We start from the raw sequence: 24134 nt of genomic DNA, 5'->3' as shown, positions 1-24134 counted from the left end.
AGAACAAAGAATATTTAATTTAATGAAGGAAGAAGATTATAAGCCGCTTAAAGTGGATGAGCTAGAAGAAGTGCTCGGTATCGAAAGTGCGGATGAATTTAAGGAATTAGTAAAAGCGCTCGTACGCATGGAAGACCAGGGATATATTGTACGCTCCCGTTCGAACCGTTACGGCTTGCCGGAGCGAATGAACTTACTTAGAGGAAAATTTGTCGGCCATTCAAAAGGATATGGATTCGTCATTCCGGATGAAGAAGGATTAGATGATATTTTCATCCCTCCACATGAAGTCAATGGCGCATTAAATGGAGACATTGTGCTAGTTCGGGTATTGAAAGAATCTTCAGGCGATAAGCGAGAAGGTACAGTCATTAAAGTGGTAGAACGTTCGAAAACAACGTTCGTTGGTACGTATCAAGCAAATCGAGGATTCGGATTTGTTGTGCCGGATGATAAACGATTAAACATGGATATTTTCGTAGCGAAAGAAGATTCTTTAGGTGCGGTGGATGGCCATAAAGTGGTTGTGGAAGTGACAAACTGGCCGAGCGAAATTAAATCGGCTACAGGGGTCATTATTAAAATATTAGGGCACAAAAATGATCCAGGTGTTGATATTTTATCTATTATTTATCAATATGAAATACCGCCTGAATTTCCTGATGAAGTGCTAAAAGAAGCAGCACAAATGCCTGATGTGATTACGGAAGAAGATTTAGTAGGCCGCAGAGATTTGCGAAATGAAACGATCGTAACGATTGACGGCGCCGATGCAAAAGACTTAGACGATGCGGTAACGGTCACGAAAAATGAAGATGGTACTTACAAATTAGGCGTTCACATAGCGGACGTAAGTTACTATGTGAAGGAAGGGTCTCTCATTGACCAAGAAGCATTTGAAAGAGGAACGAGTGTTTACTTGGCGGACCGAGTGATTCCAATGATTCCCCACAGGTTATCAAATGGCATATGCTCATTAAACCCTCAAGTCGACCGCTTGACGATTTCCTGTGAGATGATTGTTGACCAAAACGGACAAGTCATTGAACATGAAATATTCCCAAGCGTGATTCGTACAACAGAGCGAATGACTTATCGAGATGTTTATAAAATATTAGAAGAGGAAGATGAGGAGCTTATCGAGCGGTACAAACCTCTTGTTCCAATGTTTAAAGAGATGGCAGAATTAGCTTCGATTTTACGTAAAAAACGCATGAATCGAGGAGCAATCGACTTTGACTTTAATGAAGCAAAAGTGGTTGTGAACGAAGAGGGTTGGCCAATTGATATCGTGTTACGTGAACGCACGGTTGCTGAACGAATTATTGAAGAATTCATGCTTTGTGCAAATGAAACGGTAGCAGAGCATTTCCACTGGATGGAAGTTCCTTTCTTATATCGTATCCACGAAGATCCAAAACCGGAAAAATTGCAACGTTTCTTTGAATTCATCACAAACTTCGGCTTAATTGTAAAAGGAACAGGTAATTCCGTTCATCCGAAAGCGTTGCAAGAAATTATTGAATCCATTGATGGATTGCCGGAAGAACCGGTGATTTCGACAATGTTGCTACGTTCATTGCAACAAGCAAGATATTATCCAGAATCTTTGGGACACTTTGGTCTATCCACTGATTTTTATACGCATTTCACATCACCGATTCGACGCTATCCAGACTTAATTGTTCACCGATTAATTCGGACGTATTTATTTGAAGGGGACGTTTCAAAAGAGACGATTTTTAAGTGGGCTCAAGAAATGGAAGACATTGCAGATCATACTTCTGAACGGGAACGAAGAGCGGTGGATGCAGAGCGGGATGTAGAAGCGTTGAAGAAAGCCCAATACATGTCAGATAAAATTGGTGAAGAATTTGTTGGAATTGTTTCTTCTGTCACAAGCTTTGGTATTTTCGTAGAGCTGCCAAATACGATTGAAGGGCTCGTGCATATTACAAACTTGACGGATGACTATTATCATTTTGATGAACGCCAAATGATTATGGTGGGCGAATATACAGGACGCATCTTCCGCATTGGAGATGAAGTGAAAGTCCGTGTGGCGAATGTGAATTTGGACGAGTCTTCTATTGATTTTGAAATTGTAGATATGGTGAAATCTTTCCATAAAGTTCGCAAAGAAGCGCCTAAAGTGATTCATGCTGAACGGAAGAAGAAAAAACGGAAAGAGGAAGAAGAGCGCGGCCGCAAAGGGAAAAAGAAAGAGAAATTCTACGAAGGCGTTGCAAAAAAAGGGAAAAAGAAGAAAAGAAAGTAGCCCGATGATTCGACAAATATCTGTCGAACAATTATACTAGAGGCTGTTATGAAATTACTTTAAAATAGAAGAAGGAATTTCTAGCAGCCTTTTATTTTGTGTGTTCAGCGAGGTGTAAATTATGCCAAAGGGTACAGGAAAAGTCATTGCTCAAAATAAAAAAGCAAACCACGATTATTTTATTGAAAAGACATTTGAAGCTGGCATGGTATTGCAAGGAACGGAAATTAAATCCATCCGCGCTGGCCGTGTGCAATTGAAAGATTCGTTCGTGTTGGTACGGAACGGGGAAGCATGGATTCACAATATGCACATCAGCCCATATGAACAAGGAAACCGATTCAACCATGATCCGCTGCGAGTGCGGAAACTGTTATTACATAAAAAAGAAATCGCAGAACTTGCCGGTGCAGTCAAACGGGACGGTTACACGATTGTACCTTTGAAAATTTATATTAAAGACGGCTATGCCAAGTTGTTGGTCGGCCTTGGCAAAGGTAAGAAAAAATATGATAAACGTGCGGATGAGCGGAAGAAAGAAGCAAAACGTGAAATGGAACGCGCATTGAAATTAAAAAATCAATAGAGTGTTGATCAAAAAAATAATATTTATGAAAGAAAAATGCTAAATTTTTATTTCGGATAGTTGCAAATTATTTATTAGTGAAGTATAATAATAAACGTAGACAGCCAGTTTGGACGTTCTAAAATAACCGTAGTCCTTTTGTAGTATACTATGAAGGGGACGTTACGGATTCGACAGGAATGGTTCAAGCTTAAGCTGCGCGTCGGAGGGCTCGTCTCCGTGATCAACGGCAGTTAAAAATAACTGGCAACAAACAATCTTACGCTTTAGCTGCTTAATTGCTGAAGCACTCTAATCAACCATCGCCCATGTGGTTGCATTAGGGTTCATCCTGAGTGGGCTACGGCGAGTGCCTTGCTTGGGGCGCTGGCAAGAGATTCAACAAGCTAGCGTGCAGGACGCCTGTTTGTCGGCAGAATGCAACGCGAAACCTCAGTAGACAAACTACACGCGTAGATGCTTAAGTATTGAAGTTTCTGGACGTGGGTTCGACTCCCACCGTCTCCATAAATCTTTTATCAATAAATTTTATAAAATTTTATAAAGTGTCAAAATCCTTTATATCAAGGATTTTGGCACTTTTTGATTTCAAAAAGTATCGATGGTTTGCAGAGATTTTCGGTCGAGTTTAGGTTGTATTTTGCAATAGAAAAGTGCAGAGAAATGCAATTAAAAATGCAGAGGTTTGCCACCCATTTAATTCCTTTTCGACAATGCGTGGGACAGTCTATAGCTCTCGCCATGAAAAGAGATGATATGGGCGTGATGAATTAGCCTGTCCACTAACGCTGCTGTTAAACGAGAATCTGTAAAGATCCGGTTCCATTGACTAAATTCTAAGTTAGATGTAATAATTACGCTTTTCTGTTCATAAAACTCCGATATAATTTGGAATAATAATTCAGCTCCTTCTTTACTAAATGGTAAGTATCCCATTTCATCTAAAATGACCAAATCAACCTTCTCCATCCGTTTTCTAAATGCTGATAAACGGTTGTTACGTAAAGCTTGCTCTAATTCCTCAACTAGGTGGGCAACACGGTAAAAACGAACCTCATAACCTAGTTCACAAGCTTTTTTCCCTAGTCCTGTGGCTAAATGAGTCTTCCCTGTCCCGGGTGAACCAACTAAAACTACATTTTCTCGATTCTCAATAAATTGTAGGCTACACAAATCCTCTTTGGTTAAGTGAGGAGGGAACCGAAGTTGTTCGGTCCACTCGTAATCATGTAAACTCTTTTTATCTAAGAACTTCGCCTTTTTTATCAAGCGGATTGCTCTCGCTTTTTCTCTTAATCTTATTTCCTCCTTAAGTAGCCCATATAAGAATTGTTTCGGAGTTTCAAACGGTATTTGCTCGTATACATCCGCAACATAAGCTAACCTCAATGACTTACACAATTCTTTAATGTCCTGTTTCAATTGACAGCCTCCTCTCTAGGAGCTAATGAATCGTATTTACTCCAGTCCACTTCATAAGGATTATTATCACTAGGTAGCTTATCCTGTGCAATTAATTCATAGAACTCTTCATTAATCTTCTTCATGTCATGAGAAACTAATAAACTAGCTAGAGCTTCTAATCGTTTTCGTCGAATAATTAAATTATCTACCAACAAAAATTCTTTAATTCTTCCCGGTAAATACTTATTATAGCGCGAATATTCTACAACCCTTGGTTTATGAATCCATGTTTTAATTATTGAAAGCCATGGTAATGCTTTTCGCTTTTTCATATATGGCCGATAGTCATCCAATAATATCTCCCCATTAGGTGAAAACAATCTTTAATTGATCCCATGTTAATATCATTTGTAATTGACTATAGTTGCCACCCTTAGGGACATGAACCAACGTCTGATCCCATTATATTTGTTTACTTTAACAAGATGCTCTTTAAATACAGGATAGGGCTTTTCCGGTAATGCTAGAAGATAATCCCGTTCTTCCTGCCATAAGTCCTCAATACGTACGTTTTTGGCATAATGAATTCTATTTCTGTCCGCCTCTAATTTATGAAATAATTGATCAGTTAAACCCTCATAGCTGTCCATTATTGGAGCTGAAGTAAAAAAGTTATAGCGTATATATCCAACTTTATTCTCAACATTTCCTTTTTCATGGCCACTTCTTGGATTGCATACCTGCACATCAAAGCCATAATAATTCTGAAATTGAACAAATTCATCAGTTAATTGTGCTTCTTCATTTTTTGTCCTTTTTTTCTTCACAGCGGGGGTCAAATTATCGATTCTTATCCTTTTAGGTACTCCCCCAACCTGTTTAAAAAGAATATTGAGACCATGTAAGAAGCATTCTTGATTTTCAGCTGGTAACGGTACTGCAAATCCAGCATTACTATGAGGAAACGTCATAACTAAAGCATGAATATCCACAATTTCTCCATCTTGTACAGCTTCCATTACTCCAAAGTCTACTTGAGCTTCACCCGGAGGATGTTCTAATCTTTCATACCCTTTATCCTTTTCTTCTTGGTGAGTATTCATCCATTCAGAGATAAAGTAACAAACAGTACGATAAGAACCTTGGAAACCCATTTCCTTTAGTTCTTCAAATATTTGTTTCTTTGTTCTTCTTAATTTTTTCCTTAACTTTAAATCCTCAAAAAGCCAATCTGAAACAATTACTCCCCACTTTTCCTCATACATCATCCCTTTCTTTTTAAATGATTTCTGTTTAGGGAGTTGATCTTCATCCGCATACTTCTTAGCTGTTCGCCAATTAATTCCCATTGTTCTTTGTATTTCTGAAATAGATAAACCTTTGTTATTTCTTAAATGTTTGATACAATTAATATCAGACATTGCTAGCATCCTTTCTTACCTCCACTACCAATTGCTTGACACAATTACTGTAGTGGGACTTGGGGTGACTGGCAAGTCTTTTTTTGTTTATGCACAAAAATTTAGTGCAGGACTCTGCATTTTTCCTTTGCAAAGCTCTGCACTTTTATTTTGCCATACACAAATGGTGTCTTTCGTTGTAAAGGGGCGGTCTTGCCATTCCATATACTTTTGTCGAGAGTGAGATAATACAAAGGCAATAAAATAAAGTTTGATGTCCTTATTATCTATTGTTTTCTGAATGGTTTGCCCCCAGTCTACTTGCATTTGTTTTCCTGGTGGTAATTCATCAACAGCTTCATGTTTTCGGGGGTCATCCGTTTTTTCAATTTGATAAATTTCTCTCATCTCTTTGACATACCGACGAACTGTACTTTCTCCAACTTGTAAGTCAGGAAACTTTTCTTGAAGCCAGTCCAAAATTTGTGCTCCACTCATGCTTGGATTTTCTTGTAACCATGTCACAATCCAATCCCGATAGTGATCTAACTTTTTCTTTCACTCAATCGTGCCAAACTCCTGCACCGCTTCTTCAAATGTCATATTTAAATACTTATAAACTGTATTACGTGAGATTTTCAATTTCCTTGCGATTTGTGAAATTCGCAATCTTTTAGTACGTAATTGATGGATTTCAATATATAACACAAGCTTCTCCTCCACTAGTACAACCTTCAATAAACTTAATAAACTAGTTTATTAGAAGTGTATTTGATAGTGAAAAAGTGTTAAATCCAAATGAGCGAAATCTGTTGATTTTATTTTATCGTTTACATATAAACAGAAATGATAGAATAAAGAAAAGTGATTGTGATGTAGAAGGTTGGTGTATCTATGGACAATACAAAAACTTTTGGTTATGTACGAGTATCATCGGCAGATCAAAATGTCGATAGACAAATTCACAAATTAAGAGATTTAGGTATTGAAGAAAGAGACATTTTTATAGATAAGGCTAGTGGTAAGAATTTTGATCGACCAAATTATCAAGCGTTAAAAAGAATTTTACGATCAGGTGATTTAATTTATATTAATGCTTTAGATCGTTTGGGGCGTAGTTATGATGATATCATTCGTGAGTGGAAAGAAATCACAAGAAAAATAAATGCAGATATTGTCATATTAGAAAATGAAACTCTTTTTGATAGCAGAAAATTTAAAGAGATGGGCGATGTGGGAAAACTAATGGAAGATTAATTTCTTTCCTTATTATCCTATGTCGCTGATCAAGAAAGGAAAAAATTTTAAGACGTCAGGCTGAAGGAATAAAGGCAGCGAGAAAAAAAGGAAAATATTACTGCTACTGCTTTTATGAAAAAATTAGGGTTAAAACGAAATACCTTTTATAAAATAATGAAAGAGTATGAATTAACTTTAAGTAATAATACACTAAATACTAATAAATAATATTTTTTAACAATTTTTCAGAATAAATAAATGTAATATAATGGGAGTGGGATAAATTGCAATTATCACAAATTACAAATGAAAAGATTATTAAAAGTAAAAAACGTGTTCAAAATCACGGTGAAGTATTCACTCCTAAGAGAATTGTAAACAACATGTTAGATTTACCAAAAATTCAAGAAGCATGTTTGAACATAACATCAACATTTCTAGAACCAGCAGCAGGAGAAGGTGTATTTCTTGTAGAAGTTTTGAAAAGAAAGTTAAAAATTGTTAAGGAAAAATACGGTGGTGATTTAACTCGATTTGAGAATTATTCACTATTATCATTGTCAACATTATATGGGATTGAATTACTAGAAGATAATGCTCAAAAATGTGTTATGAATATGTATCAGGTTTATTACGATAACTATCGTGCAATAGCGTTAGAACATGGGAAAAATGTAAAAAGTAATGTGTTGGACAGTGCAAAATTAATTATTTCCAAAAATATTGCACAAGGTAACTTTTTGACGAAATTATCTGCAAGTGGAAATCCAATTGTATTTAATGAATGGAAACCTTTAAATCTCCGTAGCAATTCAAAAACAATAAAAGTTCAACGAACGGAATATACATTAGAAGATATTTTATTAGGAAGAAAAAAAGAAAGTGGAGAGCAATTGTCTACTTCGGAAAGAATTGAACAATTAGATCTTTTTGAATTATACGGTATTGAAGGATTTACTATTTCTAAAAAAAATCATTTAAAATACATTCCTGTAAAAATTACTGATGTGTATAGGGAGGAAATGGAGGAAGTCAATGGCTAGAACTGATATAAAACCTTATGAAGAATTGGATTTGAAAATATATGCATATATATTACCTGAAGTACCTAGTCATAATGGTTATGTTAAAATTGGCGAAACTTCTAGAAGAGTAAAAAAACGTATACAAGAACAAGTTGGTACAGCAGGATTAAAACCAAAGATTCTTTTTGAAAAAATCGCAAAAAAATCTGATGGAAAGTGGTTTCGAGATAAAGAACTTCATCGTTTTCTTCTTAGGAATGGCGTTAAAAAAAAGAATTTTAATGGATATGCAGACGAATGGTTTTATTTTAATGGAACACTCGAAAAAGCAGAAGCACTAACAGATAGATTTATCAATAAAGATTATGATGATATTCAAGTTCATGATGAAAATTATGATTATATACTTCGGGATGAACAAAAAAAGGCAGTTCAGCTAACCCTTGATTATTTCAACAGTGGGAAAGAACCGAGAGAATTTCTTTGGAACGCGAAACCCCGCTTCGGAAAAACTTTAACTGCATATGATTTTATAAGAAAGATTAATGCAACAAATGTACTTATTGTAACAAATAGGCCAGCAATAGCAAATTCATGGTTTGACGATTTTAAAAAGTTTATATCTTGGCAAGAACCACAAATGAAATTTGTTTCTGAAACAGATGCGTTGAAAGGGACAGAGGCATTATCACGTGAAGAATTTCTTGAATTTTTAAGCAATACTGATTTTGAAAATCCTTCACAAGTAACGTTTATATCACTACAAGACTTAAAAGGTGCAAAATTTGCAGGTGGAACCTATGAAAAACTTGAATGGGTTAGTCAATTAAATTGGGATTTATTAATCATTGATGAAGCACATGAGGGTGTTGATACCGAAAAAACTGACGCTGCATTTGATAAAATTCAACGGAACTTCACTTTACACTTATCAGGTACACCATTCAAAGCGTTGGCAAATAACAAATTTAGTGAAAAGCAAATTTTCAACTGGTCCTATGTTGATGAACAAGATGCAAAAGTTAATTGGGACTACACTATTGGAAGTAACCCATATGAAAATCTGCCGACACTTAACTTATTTACTTACCAAATGAGTAAGATGATTGAGGATCAAGTTTCAAAAGGATTAACGTTAGATGACGAAACGAATGTTGATTTTGCTTTTGATCTAAATGAATTTTTCAGAGTAAAAGAAGATGGAAAATTTGAATATGAAGCAAGTGTGAAAAAATTCCTTGATAATTTATGTTCGGGAAAATACCCTTTTTCAACGGATAAGCACAGGGACGAATTAAAACATACTTTTTGGCTTTTACCCCGTGTGAACTCTGCGAAAGCACTTGAGAAATTATTAAAATCTCACCCTGTATTTAAAGAATATAAGATTGTCCTAGCGGCTGGAGACGGTATTAGTATTGATCAAGAATCTAATTTTGAGGAAGAACGACAAGACTATACGAAAAATGAAAAAAGCTTCGATAAAGTGAAAAGAGCTATAAGTGAAAATGAAAAAACGATTACTTTATCTGTAGGTCAACTTACCACAGGTGTTACAATCCCTGAATGGTCTGCTGTGCTGATGTTAAATAACATAAAGTCACCAAGTCTGTATTTTCAAGCGGCATTCCGTGCACAAAATCCATACGAATATGTTAAGGATGGTAAACTTTTTAGAAAAGAAAATGCTTATATTTTTGATTTTGCACCAGAACGGACACTTGTGCTCTTTGATGAATTTGCTAATAATTTATCAAGTGGTGGTTCAAAAACAAGCGAGGAACGCAAAAAGAAAATCAAAACATTATTAAACTTCTTCCCGGTTATTGGTGAAGATGATGAAGGGCAAATGCATGAGCTGGATGCAAATGAAGTTTTAACAATTCCAACAAAGATTACGTCAAAAGAAGTAGTAAAACGTGGATTTATGAGTAACCTTTTATTTGCCAACATCTCTGGGATTTTTGCTGGGAATTCACCATTTAAAGAAATTCTTGATAAGATTAAGCCTGAAAAAAATAAACGTTTGATAGATCGCAGAGAAGTAAAATTAACAGATCCGATGATTGATGAGGAAGGTAATATTGATATTCCTACTGAAATTGTTATCAATCAAACAAAAGATATTTTTGGCGACGCAATTTATAAGGTTACGGAAATTAATGATATACCTGAAATACCTGAAGTGAAAACATTCACAACAGAGATTAACGAAACGCTCGATAAAGGCTTCGATAAGTTAAAAGAGACATTCAATTTGAATAAAACACAAACAAATAAAGCCAAAGAAGAAGTTGTTTTGACAATTCAAGATGTCGTTCAGAAAAATGTAGAAGCTTATAAAACTCAAGTGAAAGAAATTGAACTTGATTATACGGATAAAATACAAACTGCTGAAGCAACTAAAGATGAATCGAAAGTTGAGCAACTAAGAACGGAGCTTGAAAAGAAAAAGGCTGAAGTAAACCAAACTTTTGTTGAAAATCTTAATTCACAAGTAAGCACAACAGTTGAAACGGCTGTTGAAAAGCAAATTGTAAAAGTGGAAGAAAAAAAGAAAAAATTAACGGAAGATGATGTTCGTGATCATTTACGTGGTTTTGCTAGAACTATTCCTGCATTCCTAATGGCTTACGGAAACAAAAATACTACTTTAGCCAATTTTGAAGAAAATATTGATGAACCAACTTTTGAAGAATTAACGGGTATTACTGTTGAAGAATTTAGAAAACTACGTGATGGTTTTATTTATGAAGATGAAGATGGCAATAATAGAAAAGTGCCTGGGTTATTTAATGAAGTTGTATTTAATGCAAGTATTCAAGAATTCTTAAATACAAAGGATCGATTGTCAAACTATTTTGATGAGACTCTGAATGAGGATATTTTCGATTATATTCCACCTCAACAAACGAACCAAATCTTCACTCCTCGAAAAGTTGTGAAATTAATGGTCGATATGATTGAAGAAAAATATCCGAACATTTTTAGCAATTATAATGTGAGGTTTATTGATTTATATACGAAGAGCGGACTGTACATTACAGAAATCGTTAAACGTTTGTACGAAGGTTTAAAAGAGCAAATTCCGAATTCGAATGAAAGAATTAAGTGGATTCTTGAAAATCAAGTGTATGCTTGTGCACCAAGTAACATAATTTATAATATTGTAAAAAATTATATCTTTTCTAATTTAAAAGACATTGAAACAAGAAATATTGTTGAATATGATTTAACAAATTTAGCTAAAAAAGGTAATGCGAAGGAAAAAATATTGCAACAATTTGGAGGTGAGAATTTGAAATTTGACGTAATTATTGGTAATCCACCATATCAAGAGATGGACGGTGGCGCACAGGCTAGTGCGAGTCCAATTTATCACCATTTTGTACGTTTAGCGAAAGAACTTGAACCAGATTTAATTTCATTTATCATGCCGTCTCGCTGGTATGTAGGTGGTAAAGGTCTTGATGATTTCCGAGATGAAATGATGAACGATATTCATATTAGAGAATTACATGACTGGCTAACTCCAGAAGATATTTTCCCTAATACAAATATTCGTGGTGGAGTTTGTTACTTCTTATGGGATAAAAATTTTGACAATAGCCAAAGCCGTACACGTGTTGTTACACACGAAAATAATTTGATAATTGATGATGTTGTTCGACCAATGAGAATTAAAGATTCAGACATTTTTATACGTGATGCAAAAGCACCAACGATACTTGATAAAGTTTTTGCTGAAGATAATATTGATACATTACTCAACCATATATCACCACTAAGACCTTTTGGATTTAGAGGTTACTTTACTAAAGATGAAAAATTCCGACCAACAAGTTCAGGATTGTCAGATCCAATTATCTGTTATGGAAAAGGAAAAGTAGTTGGTTATCTTGAAAGAAATGAAGTTTCAGTGCGTCCAGAATGGATAGATGTTTGGAAGCTATTTACTCCACGAGCAAATAATATTGGAACTGAATTAAATGATGATAATCTAAATACTTTCATAGGCGAACCCAAAACGATTTGTACAGAATCATATCTTGTGATCGGAGCTGATTTAGGATTGGACGAATCTTCATGTTATAATCTTTCAAAGTATCTAAAAACTCGTTTTGCAAGATATTTACATGGTCTAGCTAAAGGAAGCCAAGATGCTACAGCTAAGACTTTTAGGTTTGTACCGTTACAAGACTTTACTAATGATTCTGACATAGATTGGTCTGCTTCAGTTAAAGAAATAGATCAACAATTGTATAAAAAATATGGTCTTTCAAGCGAGGAAATTGATCATATTGAACGAAGAATTAAGGAAATGTAAGTTGTCTAAATATATAGTAGCGCGTCATTAATACATGGCGTGCTTTTAATAATAATTAGCGAGTTATTGTACAATTATTAGGGAGTAGCTAATTAGATTTACGCAATTAGGAAATATTTTCTTGTCAAAGGTGGGATCAAAATGGATGAAACAACTTTACGAAAATTGTTGGACGAGTACCGAGGATTACCTTCTGAAACTGAATGGCTTGAATTTAAAGAAGCAAAAAAGGATTTTCACTTTGATGACATAGGAAGATATTTTTCTGCTCTTAGTAATGAAGCAAACCTAAAAGGTAGACAAGAAGGTTGGTTAATTTTCGGAATTCATGATAAGACAAGGGAAATCGTGGGAACTCAGTATCGGTTGGAACGTTCAAAATTAGATAAGTTAAAACAAGAAATTGCAATGCATACTAGCAATAATATTACATTTATCGAGATTCATGAACTGTTCTTTAGTAAAGGTAGAGTCATAATGTTTCAAATTCCAGCAGCACCAAATGGAGTCCCTGTTGCATGGAAAGGTCACTATTTTGGAAGAAACGGTGAGTCCTTAGTTCCTTTAAATATTCAAAAAATAGAATTTATACGTAGTCAAGCGAAAAATAAAGATTGGTCAGCGGAAATTTGTGATGGTGCAACAATAAATGATTTGGATAGCGAAGCGATTGCAAAGGCTAGACATGAGTATAAAAGGAAACATCCTAAATTTGCAGAGGATGTGGACATATGGGACGATATTACATTTTTAAACAAAGCGAAAGTTACTATTCAGGGGAAAATAACTAGAACAGCGATAATATTACTAGGAAAGCCTGAATCAGAGCACTTCTTATCTCCATCAATTGCAAAAATGAGTTGGATTTTAAAAGATGAAAATAATATTGAAAAAGATTACGAGCATTTTGGTCCCCCATTCATTTTAAATACAGATAGACTTTTTAAAAAAATTAGAAATTTAAAATATCGATATATGCCAGATCAAAGTCTTTTTCCAATTGAAATAAACCAATATGACTCATATGTTATTCGTGAAGCTTTGCATAACTGTATTGCACATCAGGACTATGAGTTGCAGGGAAGAATAAATATTATCGAAAAACCTGACGAATTAATCTTTACAAACTTGGGGGACTTTATACCAAGTACAGTAGAAAATGTAATTAAACAAGATGCTCCACAAGAATATTATAGAAATAGATGGTTAGCAGAAGCTATGGTAAATTTAAATATGATTGATACGATTGGAAGCGGAATTAAAAAAATGTTTATCGTACAACGTAATCGTTATTTTCCATTACCAGACTATGATTTAAATGAACCTAATAAAGTCAAAGTACGTATTTTTGGAAAAATATTAGATGAGAATTATACAAAAATGCTTATTAACAATACGGATTTAGATTTAGACTTAGTTATTAATTTAGATAAAGTACAAAAAAGACAATTAATTTCTAGAGAAGAAGCAAAAACATTAAGGTCAAAAAAATTAGTTGAAGGAAGATACCCAAATTTATATGTTTCAGCTAAAATTGCAGCTATTACTGGAGATAAATCAACGTATATTAAAAACAGGGCATTTGATAAAGAACATTATAAAAAACTAATCATATCCTTTTTGGAAAAGTATGGGTCAGCGAGTAGGGAAGACATTGATAACTTGATATTAGATAAGCTTTCAGATGCTTTAGATGAAGAACAAAAAAAGAAAAAAGTAACGAATATTCTATATGAAATGCGTAAAAAAGATAATACTATAATAAATACTGGTTCGAATAGAAAGTCAAGATGGAAACTAACATCTAAGAAGGTTGAGAATAGTTAGATTTAAATTTATATAAAAATTAATACTTCAATGGAATAGAATATCTAAATAAATATCTTAAACAACACAAAAGAAAGCCATTTAAGAAATAAATTTAGATAAAAAAACAATAATTCAGCGCATTAGAATATCTAAATAAATATCTTAAACAACACAAAAGAAAGCCATTTAAGAAATAAATTTAGATAAAAAAACAATAATTCAGCACATTAGAATATCTAAATAAATATCTTAAACAACACAAAAAAGCTATTTAAGAAATAAATTTAGATAAAAAAACAATAATTCAGCGCAAATTTAGCGCATTAGAATATCTAAATAAATATCTTAAACAACACAAAAAAGCCATTTAAGAAATAAATTTAGATAAAAAAACAATAATTCAGCGCATTAGAATATCTAAATAAATATCTTAAACAACACAAAAAAGCCATTTAAGAAATAAATTTAGATAAAAAAACAATAATTCAGCACATTAGAATATCTAAATAAATATCTTAAACAACACAAAAAAGCCATTTAAGAAATAAATTTAGATAAAAAAACAATTTAGCGCATTAGAATATCTAAATAAATATCTTAAACAACACAAAAAAGCCATTTAAGAAATAAATTTAGATAAAAATAAAATAGAGTGAATCAGAATGTCTAAATAAATGTCTTAAACAACACTGGAAAAAATATATTCAACAAATAGTAAGAAGAGATTTTTTGTTTTTCTATGTTATTTAAAACTTGCCCCCAACAAAGTTTTATGATATGTCATTTAAATTGGCATTTAGTACAATTAAAAAGTATGTGAAAAATACTTGGAAACATTGATTTATCAGCGTTTGTGTTAAAAAACGGTTTGACTCCCAGCCGACACGATATACTATTTTGAAGAAGGCTCTTTACTCCATTTAACTTTTAATGATGAGAGCTATAATATATTTGTTTACGAAAGTAAAAATAATATTTGTTTCCTTCATGAAGAAAATAATGTCCCTCACTCTTACAATATTCTCAACGGAGATAACTTCTTTAAACTCTTAAATTCATATGTAGATATAAAATAAGGGTTTGTCCAGAAAGTAAATTTTGATATGTTGATTTGAGTGGCGAGGAAGCAGGGCTGACTCTGAATGCGTCCGTCCAGAACGAAAATCAACAAAGCCAAAAATCTCATCCAACACGTAGATTGGATGAGATTTTTTTGGTGCGCCCGGCATGTACATGAACTATAGGGTGTAAGTCCCGAACCCCGAAGACAGAAGTAGAGGTTAGCCAAGAGCAAGGGTGTCCGTGGTGACGCGGAATCTGAAGGAAGCTGGAGGCAAAACACCGGTCCGAGGAACACGAACCTCATATAAGGCTAGGTATGATTGAGTGAGTTTGCCAAACAAAACAAAGCTCTTTCTGTCGAAGGTCATATCGAGTAAATGAGGCGGATAGATGGTGTGAAAGTGCATGTACTTACCCGGGGAGGTCTGGCGGATAGGTGAAGTACGCTTCATAACCTACTTAGTGATAAGTAGCTGAACCGTCAGAAGTCAGCAGAGGTCATAGTATTAGTTGGTCTAGAACAACTGAGAAGGACCGAACAATTAAGAGAGAATAGCCCTTGGCATTCAGTGAGTCATGATGAACACAGAAAACGTAGTACCTCACTTGAGGAAGGAAGCGGTGAATCCCGTGGGAGACCTCTTGGAGGGTGGAGTGACCACTGGCATAAGAAGACAAGCTATTCACGGAAGTTATGAAAACTTGCGTCAATTATCTTAATTGAACCGCCGTATACGGAACCGTACGTACGGTGGTGTGAGAGGACGGGAGTTAATCGCTCCCTCCTACTCGATTGTTCCTGGCATGGTGTAACCGTCAAGTAGAATTAAACAATTTTCTACAAATAATTTTAAACAGTTTTCTACAATTAAGATTCAACAGTTTGCTAAATTAAAATAATACCTTTCTGTATTTCATACGAATGCTATCCGTTTCGTTATCGAAAGTGATAATTTCACTCCTATGTAATAAACGGTCAAGTATAGCTGTTGTTAAAGTAGGATCACCAAGAAATTTTCCCCATTCATTTGGCCCTTTATTAGAGGTTAGAATGAATGCTGCTTCATAGATAAACTGGAAAAATAGATTGGCTTCCTGAGTCTCGTAAGTCATGTACATGACATCATCAATAATAATTAAATCCGAAGCTATAATACGTTTGTAGCGTATTTTAGATTTATTGATATATTCTTTTGTTTTTAAAATATACATAAGCTGATTCATGGAGACAAAGGATACTTTGTATCCTCTCTCCACAGCGTGTATTCCTAATGCAACGGATAAATGTGTTTTTCCTGCTCCTGTTGGTCCCATCAAAATTAAAGTAAAAAATTCTTCAATCCAATTCAGTTCTTTTAATACATTTAGTTGTTTTTCACCAAGAGCTGTTTGTTCCTTCAAATCATAGGTATCAAACGTCAATATTTCTGGGAACTCTGCCCATTTCATTAATCTCTCATTATTTTTCTGCTCTCTACATCGCATCTCATAGCTTAAGATTTCATAAACCAGTTCATGATATGTCCAATTCTTTGCTTCAGCTTCACGGAGTAAATTCGGTAATTCTTTAGCCGTCTCAGCGAGGCGCAAGGTACGACATTTATCTTGTAAAATTTCATAGGGATGATGATTCATTCATTTTCACCTCCAGATAAGACTTTTAAATAAATGTCTTCGGATCGTTCTGGTGCTGATAAATCTTTATACTTCTCATTCAATTCAACGATTTTAGGTGAACTTTTTTGATATTGTACAGATAATGCATGTGCAATATCCCGAAAATCATTTGCACTGGTCATTCCAAGTTTCTTCATTTCAGATAAAGCTTCCTCACAATGATTTGGGTAAATTCTGATGGCTTGTTGTAGTACTTTGAGTTGATCCACTAAATGACGTGGATATCGTTCTTTCAATTTGTGTATTAACCATTGAATATTCTCTTTATCTATGAATGTTTCTTGAATTTGATGAATTAAAAGATCTCGTTTACTTGTGCTATGTTCCCGATGGGAGGGATCTGTAATAATCAATCCTTTTCCTTCGGATATTCGGTGCTTTGCTAACTCCATCCCAGTTTCTTTCAGTCGAATAATTAACCAACCATCCTCTTCTTGTAAATAAGCAAGATTTGGGGCATCTGCTCTATATGTTCCTTTAGGAACGCTATATCGATTTCCTTCATAACGAATAACATTGTCCTTATGGATATTTCTTGTTATACTTGGAGTTGAAACATTTGCGAAAATGTAAGTACCAGAGACTTTCTTTAAGTGTTGCTTTTCCAGGGCGTGCACTTCAGAAGGTCTCTTTTTCGTATTATGATGAACTTTATAGTTTCCTGTTCTTTTCAACCAAGCGTGGCACGATTGATTCCAATCTGAAAGATGATCGAATACTCGATTTTTGCTAAAATTATTTTTTACAAATTTCACAACCTGTTCAATTTTACCTTTTGATTCCGGATCACTCTTTCTACATAAATAAACATTAAATTTACGGGTATGATGATATTTAGTAAATTCAGCTGTAAGAATTAAATCACCTGCATTTTCACTAACTGCTAATAACGCATCTTGGTCATAGACCATTTCTTCTGGCATTCCTCCAAAGTATTCAAATGCATTTTCATGTATTCGAATCATATCGGAAGTACGAAAAGGTCGATCGAGCCATTCTACATATTTATATCTTGAATGTGATAAAACAAATGCGATAAAATACAACTTTTTATTCTCACCTTGTCTGTTTTTGACGGTAGTTTGTCCAAAATCCACTTGAGCCTGTTTTCCCATTGGTAATTCTGGAACTACACTATATGTCCTCTGAACCTTTACCTTTGGAATCCGATAGTAATCCCTCATTTCGTTTAAATAATTTCGTACAGTGTTCTCAGCGACTTCCCTGAAACCTAACTTTTCTTCCAACCAATCATAAACTTGTGCAGCAGTTAAATCAGGATGTTCCTTCAACCACCCTAGAATTTGATCATGATAAGGGTCTAGTTTCTTTTCTCTTGTACGTAATGTACTTAAAAATTCTTCAAACTCATCAGTACTCATATTCAAATAATCTATCACTCTATTTCTTGAAATATTTAGTTTTCTTGCAATAGCACTCTTGGAGAATCCCTCTTTGTATAAACGATGAATCTCGATGTAAAGCATAAATCTGTTCACTCCTAATTCCTCACTTTCAATAGACTAGTAACAGTATATTTGAAAGTGATTGATGGTGGGGAAACTGTTTAATCTTATTTGGGGAATTCTGTTGAGTTCTATTTGTGGAAAACTGTTGATTCTAGTTTAGCGTTTACACATGGATGTAATCTATAGAGTGAAAGTCCTGAACTGTGAAGGCAGAAGTAGCAGTTAGCTTATGTCCGAGGTGACGCGCAATCTGAAGGAAGCGAGCGCGAAACTGGCTCATGAGGAACACGAACTTCATAAAAGGTGAACCATTAGGAGAATCCGAAAATGACGATGGTACGTCAGCTTATGAATATATACCACAGTATCATTGATGAGTTTGCGCAATAAAACAGCTTGAGTTTGGGTTACTAGATCTGTAAATTGTAATCGATCATTCCTATTATTTACATAAATCCTGATTTGAACTTTTGGACATGACAAACCTCCCCAATTATTTGATTTGAAGAGATTATCTTATGTTTTGTTTTTGGCAAGTAGAAAATGTATGAAATGGCAATTAAAAATGCATACATACACTTGCCAAATTCCATGGTTAACGTTGAGAGATTGAGTCTTTGTATCGGTGACTTTCACCATTGAAGATGATTAAATGAGAATGATGAATCAGCCGATCAATGACGGCCTCTGTTAAAATGGGATCGCCAAAGACATTATTCCATTGGCTAAACGGTAAATTGGTTGTCACAATGATGCTTTTGGTTTCATAACACATGGAAATAACTTGAAATAATAACTCTGCCCCCTGTTTATGCAATGGAATATAACCCAATTCATCAAGAATCAAGAGATCCAACTTTTCGATTTGATTGAGAAATTTACCAAGGTCACCTTTTTCATTGGCCTCCAATAAAGCATTGACAATGGAGGCGGCCGTATAGAACTTCACTCTTTTTCCTTGTTTTTTCATCAAATTGAGGGCGATGAGAGTGGAAAGGAATGTTTTACCGGTTCCCACTCCGCCATAGAAGATAAGGTTTTCCTGATTTTTCGTAAACTCACCTTCTAAAATATAATCTTTTGTGATGCCTGGGGCTAGTTGAATCTCCCGCCAATCATAAGGTTTATTTGGAATTTTCGGCAATGTCGCCTGTTTTAGTAGTAAATTTATCCTTCTCTCATCTCGATGCTGCACTTCTCGTTCAAACAGCTTCAGTAAAAATTCCTCATTTGTTTCCGCATGGATGGTATGGTAATTGGCTGGAATCCAGCTTAATTTTAGTCTTTTGGCATATTCCTTAATCATTTGTTCCATGATGCCACATCTCCTTGGGATTCGAATAGGCGGTCATAATGCCTTACTCCTCGGATGGCTTCCGGCATATCTGGAACGTGTTTTTTCGGTTGAATTGGCTCTCGTATACCTCTTCCATTGATTAATTGATAAAATACCTGTTTAATCGATTCTACTTTCGGATGACCATACTGGGAGGCAATCCTCAAAGCCTGTGTCGAAACTTCGAAATCATGGTCTTTTAGTAAAACAGCTAGTAGCTGTAATGCTTCTTTCTTTTCTTGAACGGTACAGTTGGAAAACATTAAAATTTAAACAGAGTCTTATCTTTAAAAAAAGAGGATGTCCCAAAAGCAGAAAAATGGGACACCCTCAGGTTCATTGATCAATTTGCATGAAAAATCAACAAGCAACGCATTGTCCACGGCCATTGTCCAATTGATCGGAGCATTAGCTGTGGTCATTTCCATCTGCACGATTGTGTTTTCCACCATTAGTTATGTCATGAAGACCAAACAAATTAATGAACAAACGTTCCGGCCGTCGCGCCCGCTTATTTGGCTTTTGGCTTCTCTGTTGCTGCTGATCACCGGATTGTTTGGATATTATTTTTTACCTTGCTTTAATAGCGGCTTTTTGGCCGCTTTTTATTATCCTGACGACCGAGAAGACACCCGCTTCCACGTGTGAGCATTGGTGTGCGTGGAGGACTTGCGCGTTAGGAACATGCAAAAGAATCGCAAACTAGCCATGTCAAGACAAGGTGCGGTTGCGGTCGATAAGCATATATATATTTATTAAGCATATATATATTTATTATGATGCCAGCGCCGAAGCTTTGTTGATTCAACGGAGGGATGGTCATGTTTATCCACATTGTTCAACCTGGAGATACGCTTTTTTCAATCAGCAGGCGATACGATTATCCGCTGGAAAGTCTGCGCCTTGTCAATGGCTTAGTTGAAACGAATATTGTTCCTGGTCAAGCTTTGCTTGTTCCTAGCTATACGTATACAGTGCAGCCAGGAGACACGCTAAGCGCCATTGCACAGAAAGCATTTGTGACGGTCGAACAGTTGCGGGCAGCCAATCCGGCGGTGGATCCGTACAGGATGTATCCGGGAATGAAAATTTATATTCCTGATATTTCCTGGTATCAAGCTATAACGTTAGCCTATTACATTCTCCGCGAACCGAACTTAGATCGGACGTTCGTGCGAGATTTTGCCCCGTATTCATCGTACATTGCCCTGTTCGAATATCACTTTGCCCCTAATGGCGACATTGTCACTACGCGGGATGACGCCGCAGCGATTGAAACAGCATGGCAAAACCGCGTCACACCCATTGCGGTAGTGACGAACCTAACATCAGAAGGATTTAGTGCGAGACTGGCAAGCCAAGTGCTGAACAATACGGAAGCAAGGGCGAACTTGGTTGAGAACATCTTTTATTTAGTATCACGGAAAGGCTATGGTGGCGTCAATATTGACTTCGAGCAGGTTCGCGGAGAGGATCGTGATTTGTTTACGGGTTTTTTGCGCCAGTTGCGCGATCGGTTAAAACCGGCTGGGTATGTTTTGACGATCGCCGTTCCAGCGAAAACGAGCGAGGAGATCCCTTGGCTCAGGGGCTACGATTACGGCGGCATTGGTGCTGTCGTCGACTATATGTTTATTATGGCGTACGATTGGCACCATTTAACAAGTGAACCTGGTCCAGTCGCTCCTATTAGTGAGGTGAGATCGACGCTTCAGTTTGCCGTCGAGCGCGTCCCCCGAAAAAAAATCTTGCTCGGACTCCCTTTATATGGATACGATTGGATCATTCCGTACCAGCCTGGGACATTGGCGAAGGCCCTCTCCAACCAAGAGGCGGTTTTAACCGCCATGCGTTACCAATCGCCGATTCAATATTCGTTTCAATATGAATCCCCCTTTTTTCGATATACGGATGAACTTGGAAACATTCATGAGGTATGGTTTGAAGATGTCAGAAGCATAGGACAGAAAATGAAATTGGCCCGCCAATTTCAGATTGCGGGCATCGGTGCATGGGAGTTGGGGCTGCGATTTGCGCCAGGCCCATGGTTGGTGCGAAAGTTTTTTACTGTTCGGAAAGTATAAGAAACACCCATTTCTGTTGGTTGTCTAGTCAGCGGGGAAATCGGGAAAATGGATGCTTCTCGCTTCGTTTGAAGTGGGAAGCGTTTTTTGGAAGCTGGCTGAAAAGTCGTTGCATTGGATTTTGCGTTTTTTTGTTGACAAGAAAACAATGATGCGATAGTATTAACGTCATCTTGATCTGCAGATTTATCAGCGAACAACAGGGAAAAAGATGCCTCAAAAATTTCCAGCATTAAGTGCTTCAACTACAAATTTTGCATGGCTATTATGTTGCGTTGACACAACAATTAAATCAATGCTATCATCATTGATCAATATTAAAGACAATCCTTGAATTCCCTTGACAAGCTCTTTCTTCCCCGCGTCAAGTTCCCCAGATTTCACGTCAAGCTCATTTTATTTCTTATCAAGCTAGAGGGAATTTTAATCATTTTTTAGGTAACTCTTGCATGGTTCAAATTCTTCATATCTCGTGTCAAATACACCGAATTCCACCATAAAGTTTCTTTATTCTCCACAATTTAGAGAGTATATGAAGCAGTTTCATGTCTATATCCTTTAGAAAACAGCCTATTCACCTTTATAATAAGTTGATCAGAGTCTAAATCAGTCTTCCCACATTTTTTATTTGTAAGCGTAAAATAACGCCCACGTGTTTTTTCGTGGGCGTTTATTATATGCTCTATTTAGTTTTATTTGGTACGCGACATTCTTCTGGAATTGTCTTCGACCAAGGAAGGAGTTGATCGATGGCTTCTACATCATTGTGATCTATCAATGGTAATTGTTCGAAAAGATAGGTTAAGTAGTTCAATGGATTTAATTGATTCTCTTTAGCTGTTTCGACAATGTTATAAATAATAGCGCTGGCTGATGCACCTTTCATCGATTGTGCAAATAGCCATGCCTTCCGGCCCATCACGAATGGTTTAATCAATCGTTCTGCACGATTATTATCGATTTCAAGTCGACCATCTTCTAAAAACACTATGAGCTTACTCCATTGATTTATACAATATGTAATTGCCTCTCCCAATTTGCTTTTTGGGGGAACTTGAGGGCGTTTTGTTTTTAGCCATGCCAAAAAAGCGTCTAACACAGGTTTACTGTGTTCAAGACGGTATTCTTTGCGCTGTTCGGGAGTACAGTTCTCAAATTTTTCACTGATTTGTCTTTCAATCTGGAATAATTGATTACAGAATTGAATTCCTTCTGCAGCGGTTGATGATGTTTTATCCACATTGGCTGGTAATGCCTTCAGTGCTTCATCGAATTTTCGCCTTGCATGTACCCAACACCCTACCAGTTCGACATCCTTTAATTCATGATATCCTGCATATCCATCTACATGCAGATATCCCTTAAATCCTTTTAGAAAAGCCTTCGGATGTTTACTGTGACGAGTCGTTTGATAATCATATAAGATGATTGGCGGTACGTCTCGTCCTGTTCGATACATCCACATATAAGACTTCGAATCCGCTTTTCGTCCAGGTTCTGCTAGAACTTGAAGTGTAGTTTCATCCGCATGTAGAATATCGTTTTCGAGTAATAGCTCATGCATCCGTTTATATAGAATGGAAAGCCAATTGGTTGCACCATAAATCATCCAGTTGGCGAGCGTTTGGCGTGATAAATACACACCGAATCGTTCCAACTGCTTTTCTTGACGATAAAGAGGCATTCCTTCCACGTATTTTTGGTTCATGATATAGGCCATAGCCGATGCAGATGCCAAACTTTTTGGGTAAATTGGTGTTGGCATTTTGGCTGTGACAATCGGTGTCTCGATTCCTTCCCGTTCACATTGACGGCAACTGTAAATATGTTGAACATGCTCAACGACTTTTACTTGAGCAGGAATAATCTTGATTTCTCTTCGTATTTCCGTACTCATTTCGTGTACGGTTCCACCGCAACACAAACAAACCTGCTCTTCTTCGGCTAAACGATAGTGAATCGTTTCCGTCGGCAAGTTCTCTAGTTTCGCATCGCGTTGTCCTACAGACTTCTTCCGTTTATAAGTAATGGTTTCAAGTGTAGGTTCTTCCACTTCTGTATCCGCTGTGATTTCAGCTTCATTAAAAAGAGGAAGTTCGAGTTGATCCGGATTCGTTTTTTCACTGGAAGCCCCAAATTTTTTATGTTGGCTAAGGCGGAATTGTTCTTCCAACCATTTGATTTTAGCCTGTAAGGCTTCATTTTGTTTTTTGAGTTCCGCATTTCTCGCTTGCAGTTCTTCAATTGTTGATTCATTGGTTTGTTTGTGTTTGTTCATAAGTTAAAGAATAAAGGAAAGGAATTGACAGGTCAATGTCAAATTCCTTTTAAACCATGATTTTAGCTGATACTTGTTCATGTGCTTGTTTTTGTTCAAATGAAAGACCATCGAGCAACCAACTGAATTGGCGGGGAGTGATGCACAAAGTAAGCGTAAA

General features: G+C 35.9%; 16 protein-coding genes, 1 other RNA gene and 2 pseudogenes. 10 read left to right on the top strand and 9 right to left on the bottom strand.

Annotation, left to right across the window (positions count from 1 at the left end; translation table 11 throughout):
* Window positions 1-22: 22 nt before the first annotated feature.
* The 3 genes from rnr to ssrA all read left to right on the top strand — a co-directional run bounded on the left by rnr (window position 23) and on the right by ssrA (window position 3374).
* Window positions 23-2278 (top strand): ribonuclease R, encoded by a 2256-nt coding sequence (rnr, locus tag UtA1_RS14885; protein WP_232019957.1) that lies wholly within the window; start codon window positions 23-25, stop codon window positions 2276-2278.
* A 121-nt stretch (window positions 2279-2399) separates the two neighbouring features.
* Window positions 2400-2864 (top strand): SsrA-binding protein SmpB, encoded by a 465-nt coding sequence (smpB, locus tag UtA1_RS14880; RefSeq protein ID WP_096551847.1) that lies wholly within the window; start codon window positions 2400-2402, stop codon window positions 2862-2864.
* Between the two features lie 155 nt (window positions 2865-3019).
* Window positions 3020-3374: a transfer-messenger RNA gene (gene ssrA, locus UtA1_RS14875) on the top strand.
* A 186-nt stretch (window positions 3375-3560) separates the two neighbouring features.
* On the opposite strand, the gene istB (UtA1_RS14870) is transcribed toward ssrA, so the two are convergent.
* The 4 genes and pseudogenes from istB (UtA1_RS14870) to UtA1_RS17710 form a co-directional block, all read right to left on the bottom strand.
* Entirely contained in the window at window positions 3561-4286 is a 726-nt protein-coding gene (gene istB / locus UtA1_RS14870; RefSeq protein ID WP_096550005.1) for an IS21-like element helper ATPase IstB, read from the bottom strand.
* Window positions 4283-4621 carry a hypothetical protein gene (locus UtA1_RS17715; RefSeq protein ID WP_232019859.1) on the bottom strand — a complete coding sequence of 113 codons (339 nt, stop codon included), beginning with the start codon at window positions 4619-4621 and terminating at the stop codon, window positions 4283-4285. The genes istB (UtA1_RS14870) and UtA1_RS17715 overlap by 4 nt, the downstream gene beginning before the upstream one ends.
* Window positions 4622-4672: 51 nt before the next feature.
* Entirely contained in the window at window positions 4673-5698 is a 1026-nt protein-coding gene (gene istA, locus UtA1_RS14865) for an IS21 family transposase (RefSeq protein ID WP_232019858.1), read from the bottom strand.
* A 153-nt stretch (window positions 5699-5851) separates the two neighbouring features.
* Window positions 5852-6376 (bottom strand): annotated as a pseudogene (locus tag UtA1_RS17710) (helix-turn-helix domain-containing protein); the annotation flags it as partial.
* A gap of 186 nt (window positions 6377-6562) precedes the next feature.
* Between UtA1_RS17710 and UtA1_RS14850 the strand changes: the two are divergent.
* The 5 genes and pseudogenes from UtA1_RS14850 to UtA1_RS17320 all read left to right on the top strand — a co-directional run bounded on the left by UtA1_RS14850 (window position 6563) and on the right by UtA1_RS17320 (window position 15850).
* Window positions 6563-7135: pseudogene (locus UtA1_RS14850) on the top strand (recombinase family protein).
* Between the two features lie 56 nt (window positions 7136-7191).
* Window positions 7192-7950 (top strand): DNA methyltransferase family protein, encoded by a 759-nt coding sequence (locus tag UtA1_RS14845; RefSeq protein ID WP_232019857.1) that lies wholly within the window; start codon window positions 7192-7194, stop codon window positions 7948-7950.
* Window positions 7943-12259: an Eco57I restriction-modification methylase domain-containing protein gene (locus UtA1_RS14840; RefSeq protein WP_096551841.1), complete on the top strand. Its 4317-nt coding sequence runs from the start codon at window positions 7943-7945 to the stop codon at window positions 12257-12259. Before UtA1_RS14845 ends, UtA1_RS14840 begins: the two co-directional genes overlap by 8 nt.
* 141 nt (window positions 12260-12400) lie before the next feature.
* Window positions 12401-14086 carry an RNA-binding domain-containing protein gene (locus tag UtA1_RS14835; protein ID WP_096551839.1) on the top strand — a complete coding sequence of 562 codons (1686 nt, stop codon included), beginning with the start codon at window positions 12401-12403 and terminating at the stop codon, window positions 14084-14086.
* Between the two features lie 1620 nt (window positions 14087-15706).
* Complete coding sequence (locus tag UtA1_RS17320; protein WP_172597780.1) at window positions 15707-15850, top strand: hypothetical protein; 144 nt, start codon at window positions 15707-15709, stop codon at window positions 15848-15850.
* 171 nt (window positions 15851-16021) lie between these two features.
* On the opposite strand, the gene istB (UtA1_RS14830) is transcribed toward UtA1_RS17320, so the two are convergent.
* From istB (UtA1_RS14830) to UtA1_RS14815, 4 genes are all read right to left on the bottom strand, one after another.
* Entirely contained in the window at window positions 16022-16765 is a 744-nt protein-coding gene (istB, locus tag UtA1_RS14830; protein WP_096551837.1) for an IS21-like element helper ATPase IstB, read from the bottom strand.
* Window positions 16762-18294: an IS21 family transposase gene (istA, locus tag UtA1_RS14825; protein WP_096551836.1), complete on the bottom strand. Its 1533-nt coding sequence runs from the start codon at window positions 18292-18294 to the stop codon at window positions 16762-16764. The genes istB (UtA1_RS14830) and istA (UtA1_RS14825) overlap by 4 nt, the downstream gene beginning before the upstream one ends.
* A gap of 577 nt (window positions 18295-18871) precedes the next feature.
* Window positions 18872-19591, bottom strand: coding sequence for an IS21-like element helper ATPase IstB (gene istB / locus UtA1_RS14820; protein WP_013399917.1), 720 nt, complete (start codon window positions 19589-19591; stop codon window positions 18872-18874).
* The gene (locus UtA1_RS14815) at window positions 19579-19875 is read right to left on the bottom strand and encodes a hypothetical protein (RefSeq protein WP_096551834.1); all 297 of its coding nucleotides are present in this window, start codon (window positions 19873-19875) and stop codon (window positions 19579-19581) included. Before UtA1_RS14815 ends, istB (UtA1_RS14820) begins: the two co-directional genes overlap by 13 nt.
* A gap of 37 nt (window positions 19876-19912) precedes the next feature.
* Between UtA1_RS14815 and UtA1_RS14810 the strand changes: the two genes are divergently transcribed.
* Both UtA1_RS14810 and UtA1_RS14805 read left to right on the top strand, forming a co-directional pair.
* Window positions 19913-20260 (top strand): hypothetical protein, encoded by a 348-nt coding sequence (locus UtA1_RS14810; RefSeq protein WP_232019856.1) that lies wholly within the window; start codon window positions 19913-19915, stop codon window positions 20258-20260.
* 173 nt (window positions 20261-20433) lie between these two features.
* Window positions 20434-21696, top strand: coding sequence for a glycoside hydrolase family 18 protein (locus UtA1_RS14805; protein ID WP_060788960.1), 1263 nt, complete (start codon window positions 20434-20436; stop codon window positions 21694-21696).
* Between the two features lie 682 nt (window positions 21697-22378).
* Here the strand turns inward: UtA1_RS14805 and tnpC are convergent.
* Entirely contained in the window at window positions 22379-23974 is a 1596-nt protein-coding gene (gene tnpC / locus UtA1_RS14800; protein WP_096551832.1) for an IS66 family transposase, read from the bottom strand.
* Window positions 23975-24134 lie beyond the last annotated feature (160 nt).

It is taken from the genome of Ureibacillus thermosphaericus, from assembly GCF_002370195.2.
GTDB lineage: Bacteria > Bacillota > Bacilli > Bacillales_A > Planococcaceae > Ureibacillus > Ureibacillus thermosphaericus.
This window is presented reverse-complemented; position numbering and strand designations above follow the sequence as displayed.

Excerpts from the sequence above, each read along its gene's own strand:
- istA (WP_096551836.1), bottom strand. The coding sequence starts at position 18,294 with ATGCTTTACATCGAGATTCATCGTTTATACAAAGAGGGATTCTCCAAG.
- UtA1_RS17320 (WP_172597780.1), top strand. The coding sequence starts at position 15,707 with ATGATGAACACAGAAAACGTAGTACCTCACTTGAGGAAGGAAGCGGTG.
- UtA1_RS14805 (WP_060788960.1), top strand. The coding sequence starts at position 20,434 with ATGTTTATCCACATTGTTCAACCTGGAGATACGCTTTTTTCAATCAGC.
- UtA1_RS14810 (WP_232019856.1), top strand. The coding sequence starts at position 19,913 with ATGTCCCAAAAGCAGAAAAATGGGACACCCTCAGGTTCATTGATCAAT.
- istB (WP_013399917.1), bottom strand. The coding sequence starts at position 19,591 with ATGGAACAAATGATTAAGGAATATGCCAAAAGACTAAAATTAAGCTGG.
- UtA1_RS14815 (WP_096551834.1), bottom strand. The coding sequence starts at position 19,875 with ATGTTTTCCAACTGTACCGTTCAAGAAAAGAAAGAAGCATTACAGCTA.
- istA (WP_232019858.1), bottom strand. The coding sequence starts at position 5,698 with ATGCTAGCAATGTCTGATATTAATTGTATCAAACATTTAAGAAATAAC.
- istB (WP_096551837.1), bottom strand. The coding sequence starts at position 16,765 with ATGAATCATCATCCCTATGAAATTTTACAAGATAAATGTCGTACCTTG.
- UtA1_RS14840 (WP_096551841.1), top strand. The coding sequence starts at position 7,943 with ATGGCTAGAACTGATATAAAACCTTATGAAGAATTGGATTTGAAAATA.
- UtA1_RS14835 (WP_096551839.1), top strand. The coding sequence starts at position 12,401 with ATGGATGAAACAACTTTACGAAAATTGTTGGACGAGTACCGAGGATTA.
- tnpC (WP_096551832.1), bottom strand. The coding sequence starts at position 23,974 with ATGAACAAACACAAACAAACCAATGAATCAACAATTGAAGAACTGCAA.
- rnr (WP_232019957.1), top strand. The coding sequence starts at position 23 with ATGAAGGAAGAAGATTATAAGCCGCTTAAAGTGGATGAGCTAGAAGAA.
- smpB (WP_096551847.1), top strand. The coding sequence starts at position 2,400 with ATGCCAAAGGGTACAGGAAAAGTCATTGCTCAAAATAAAAAAGCAAAC.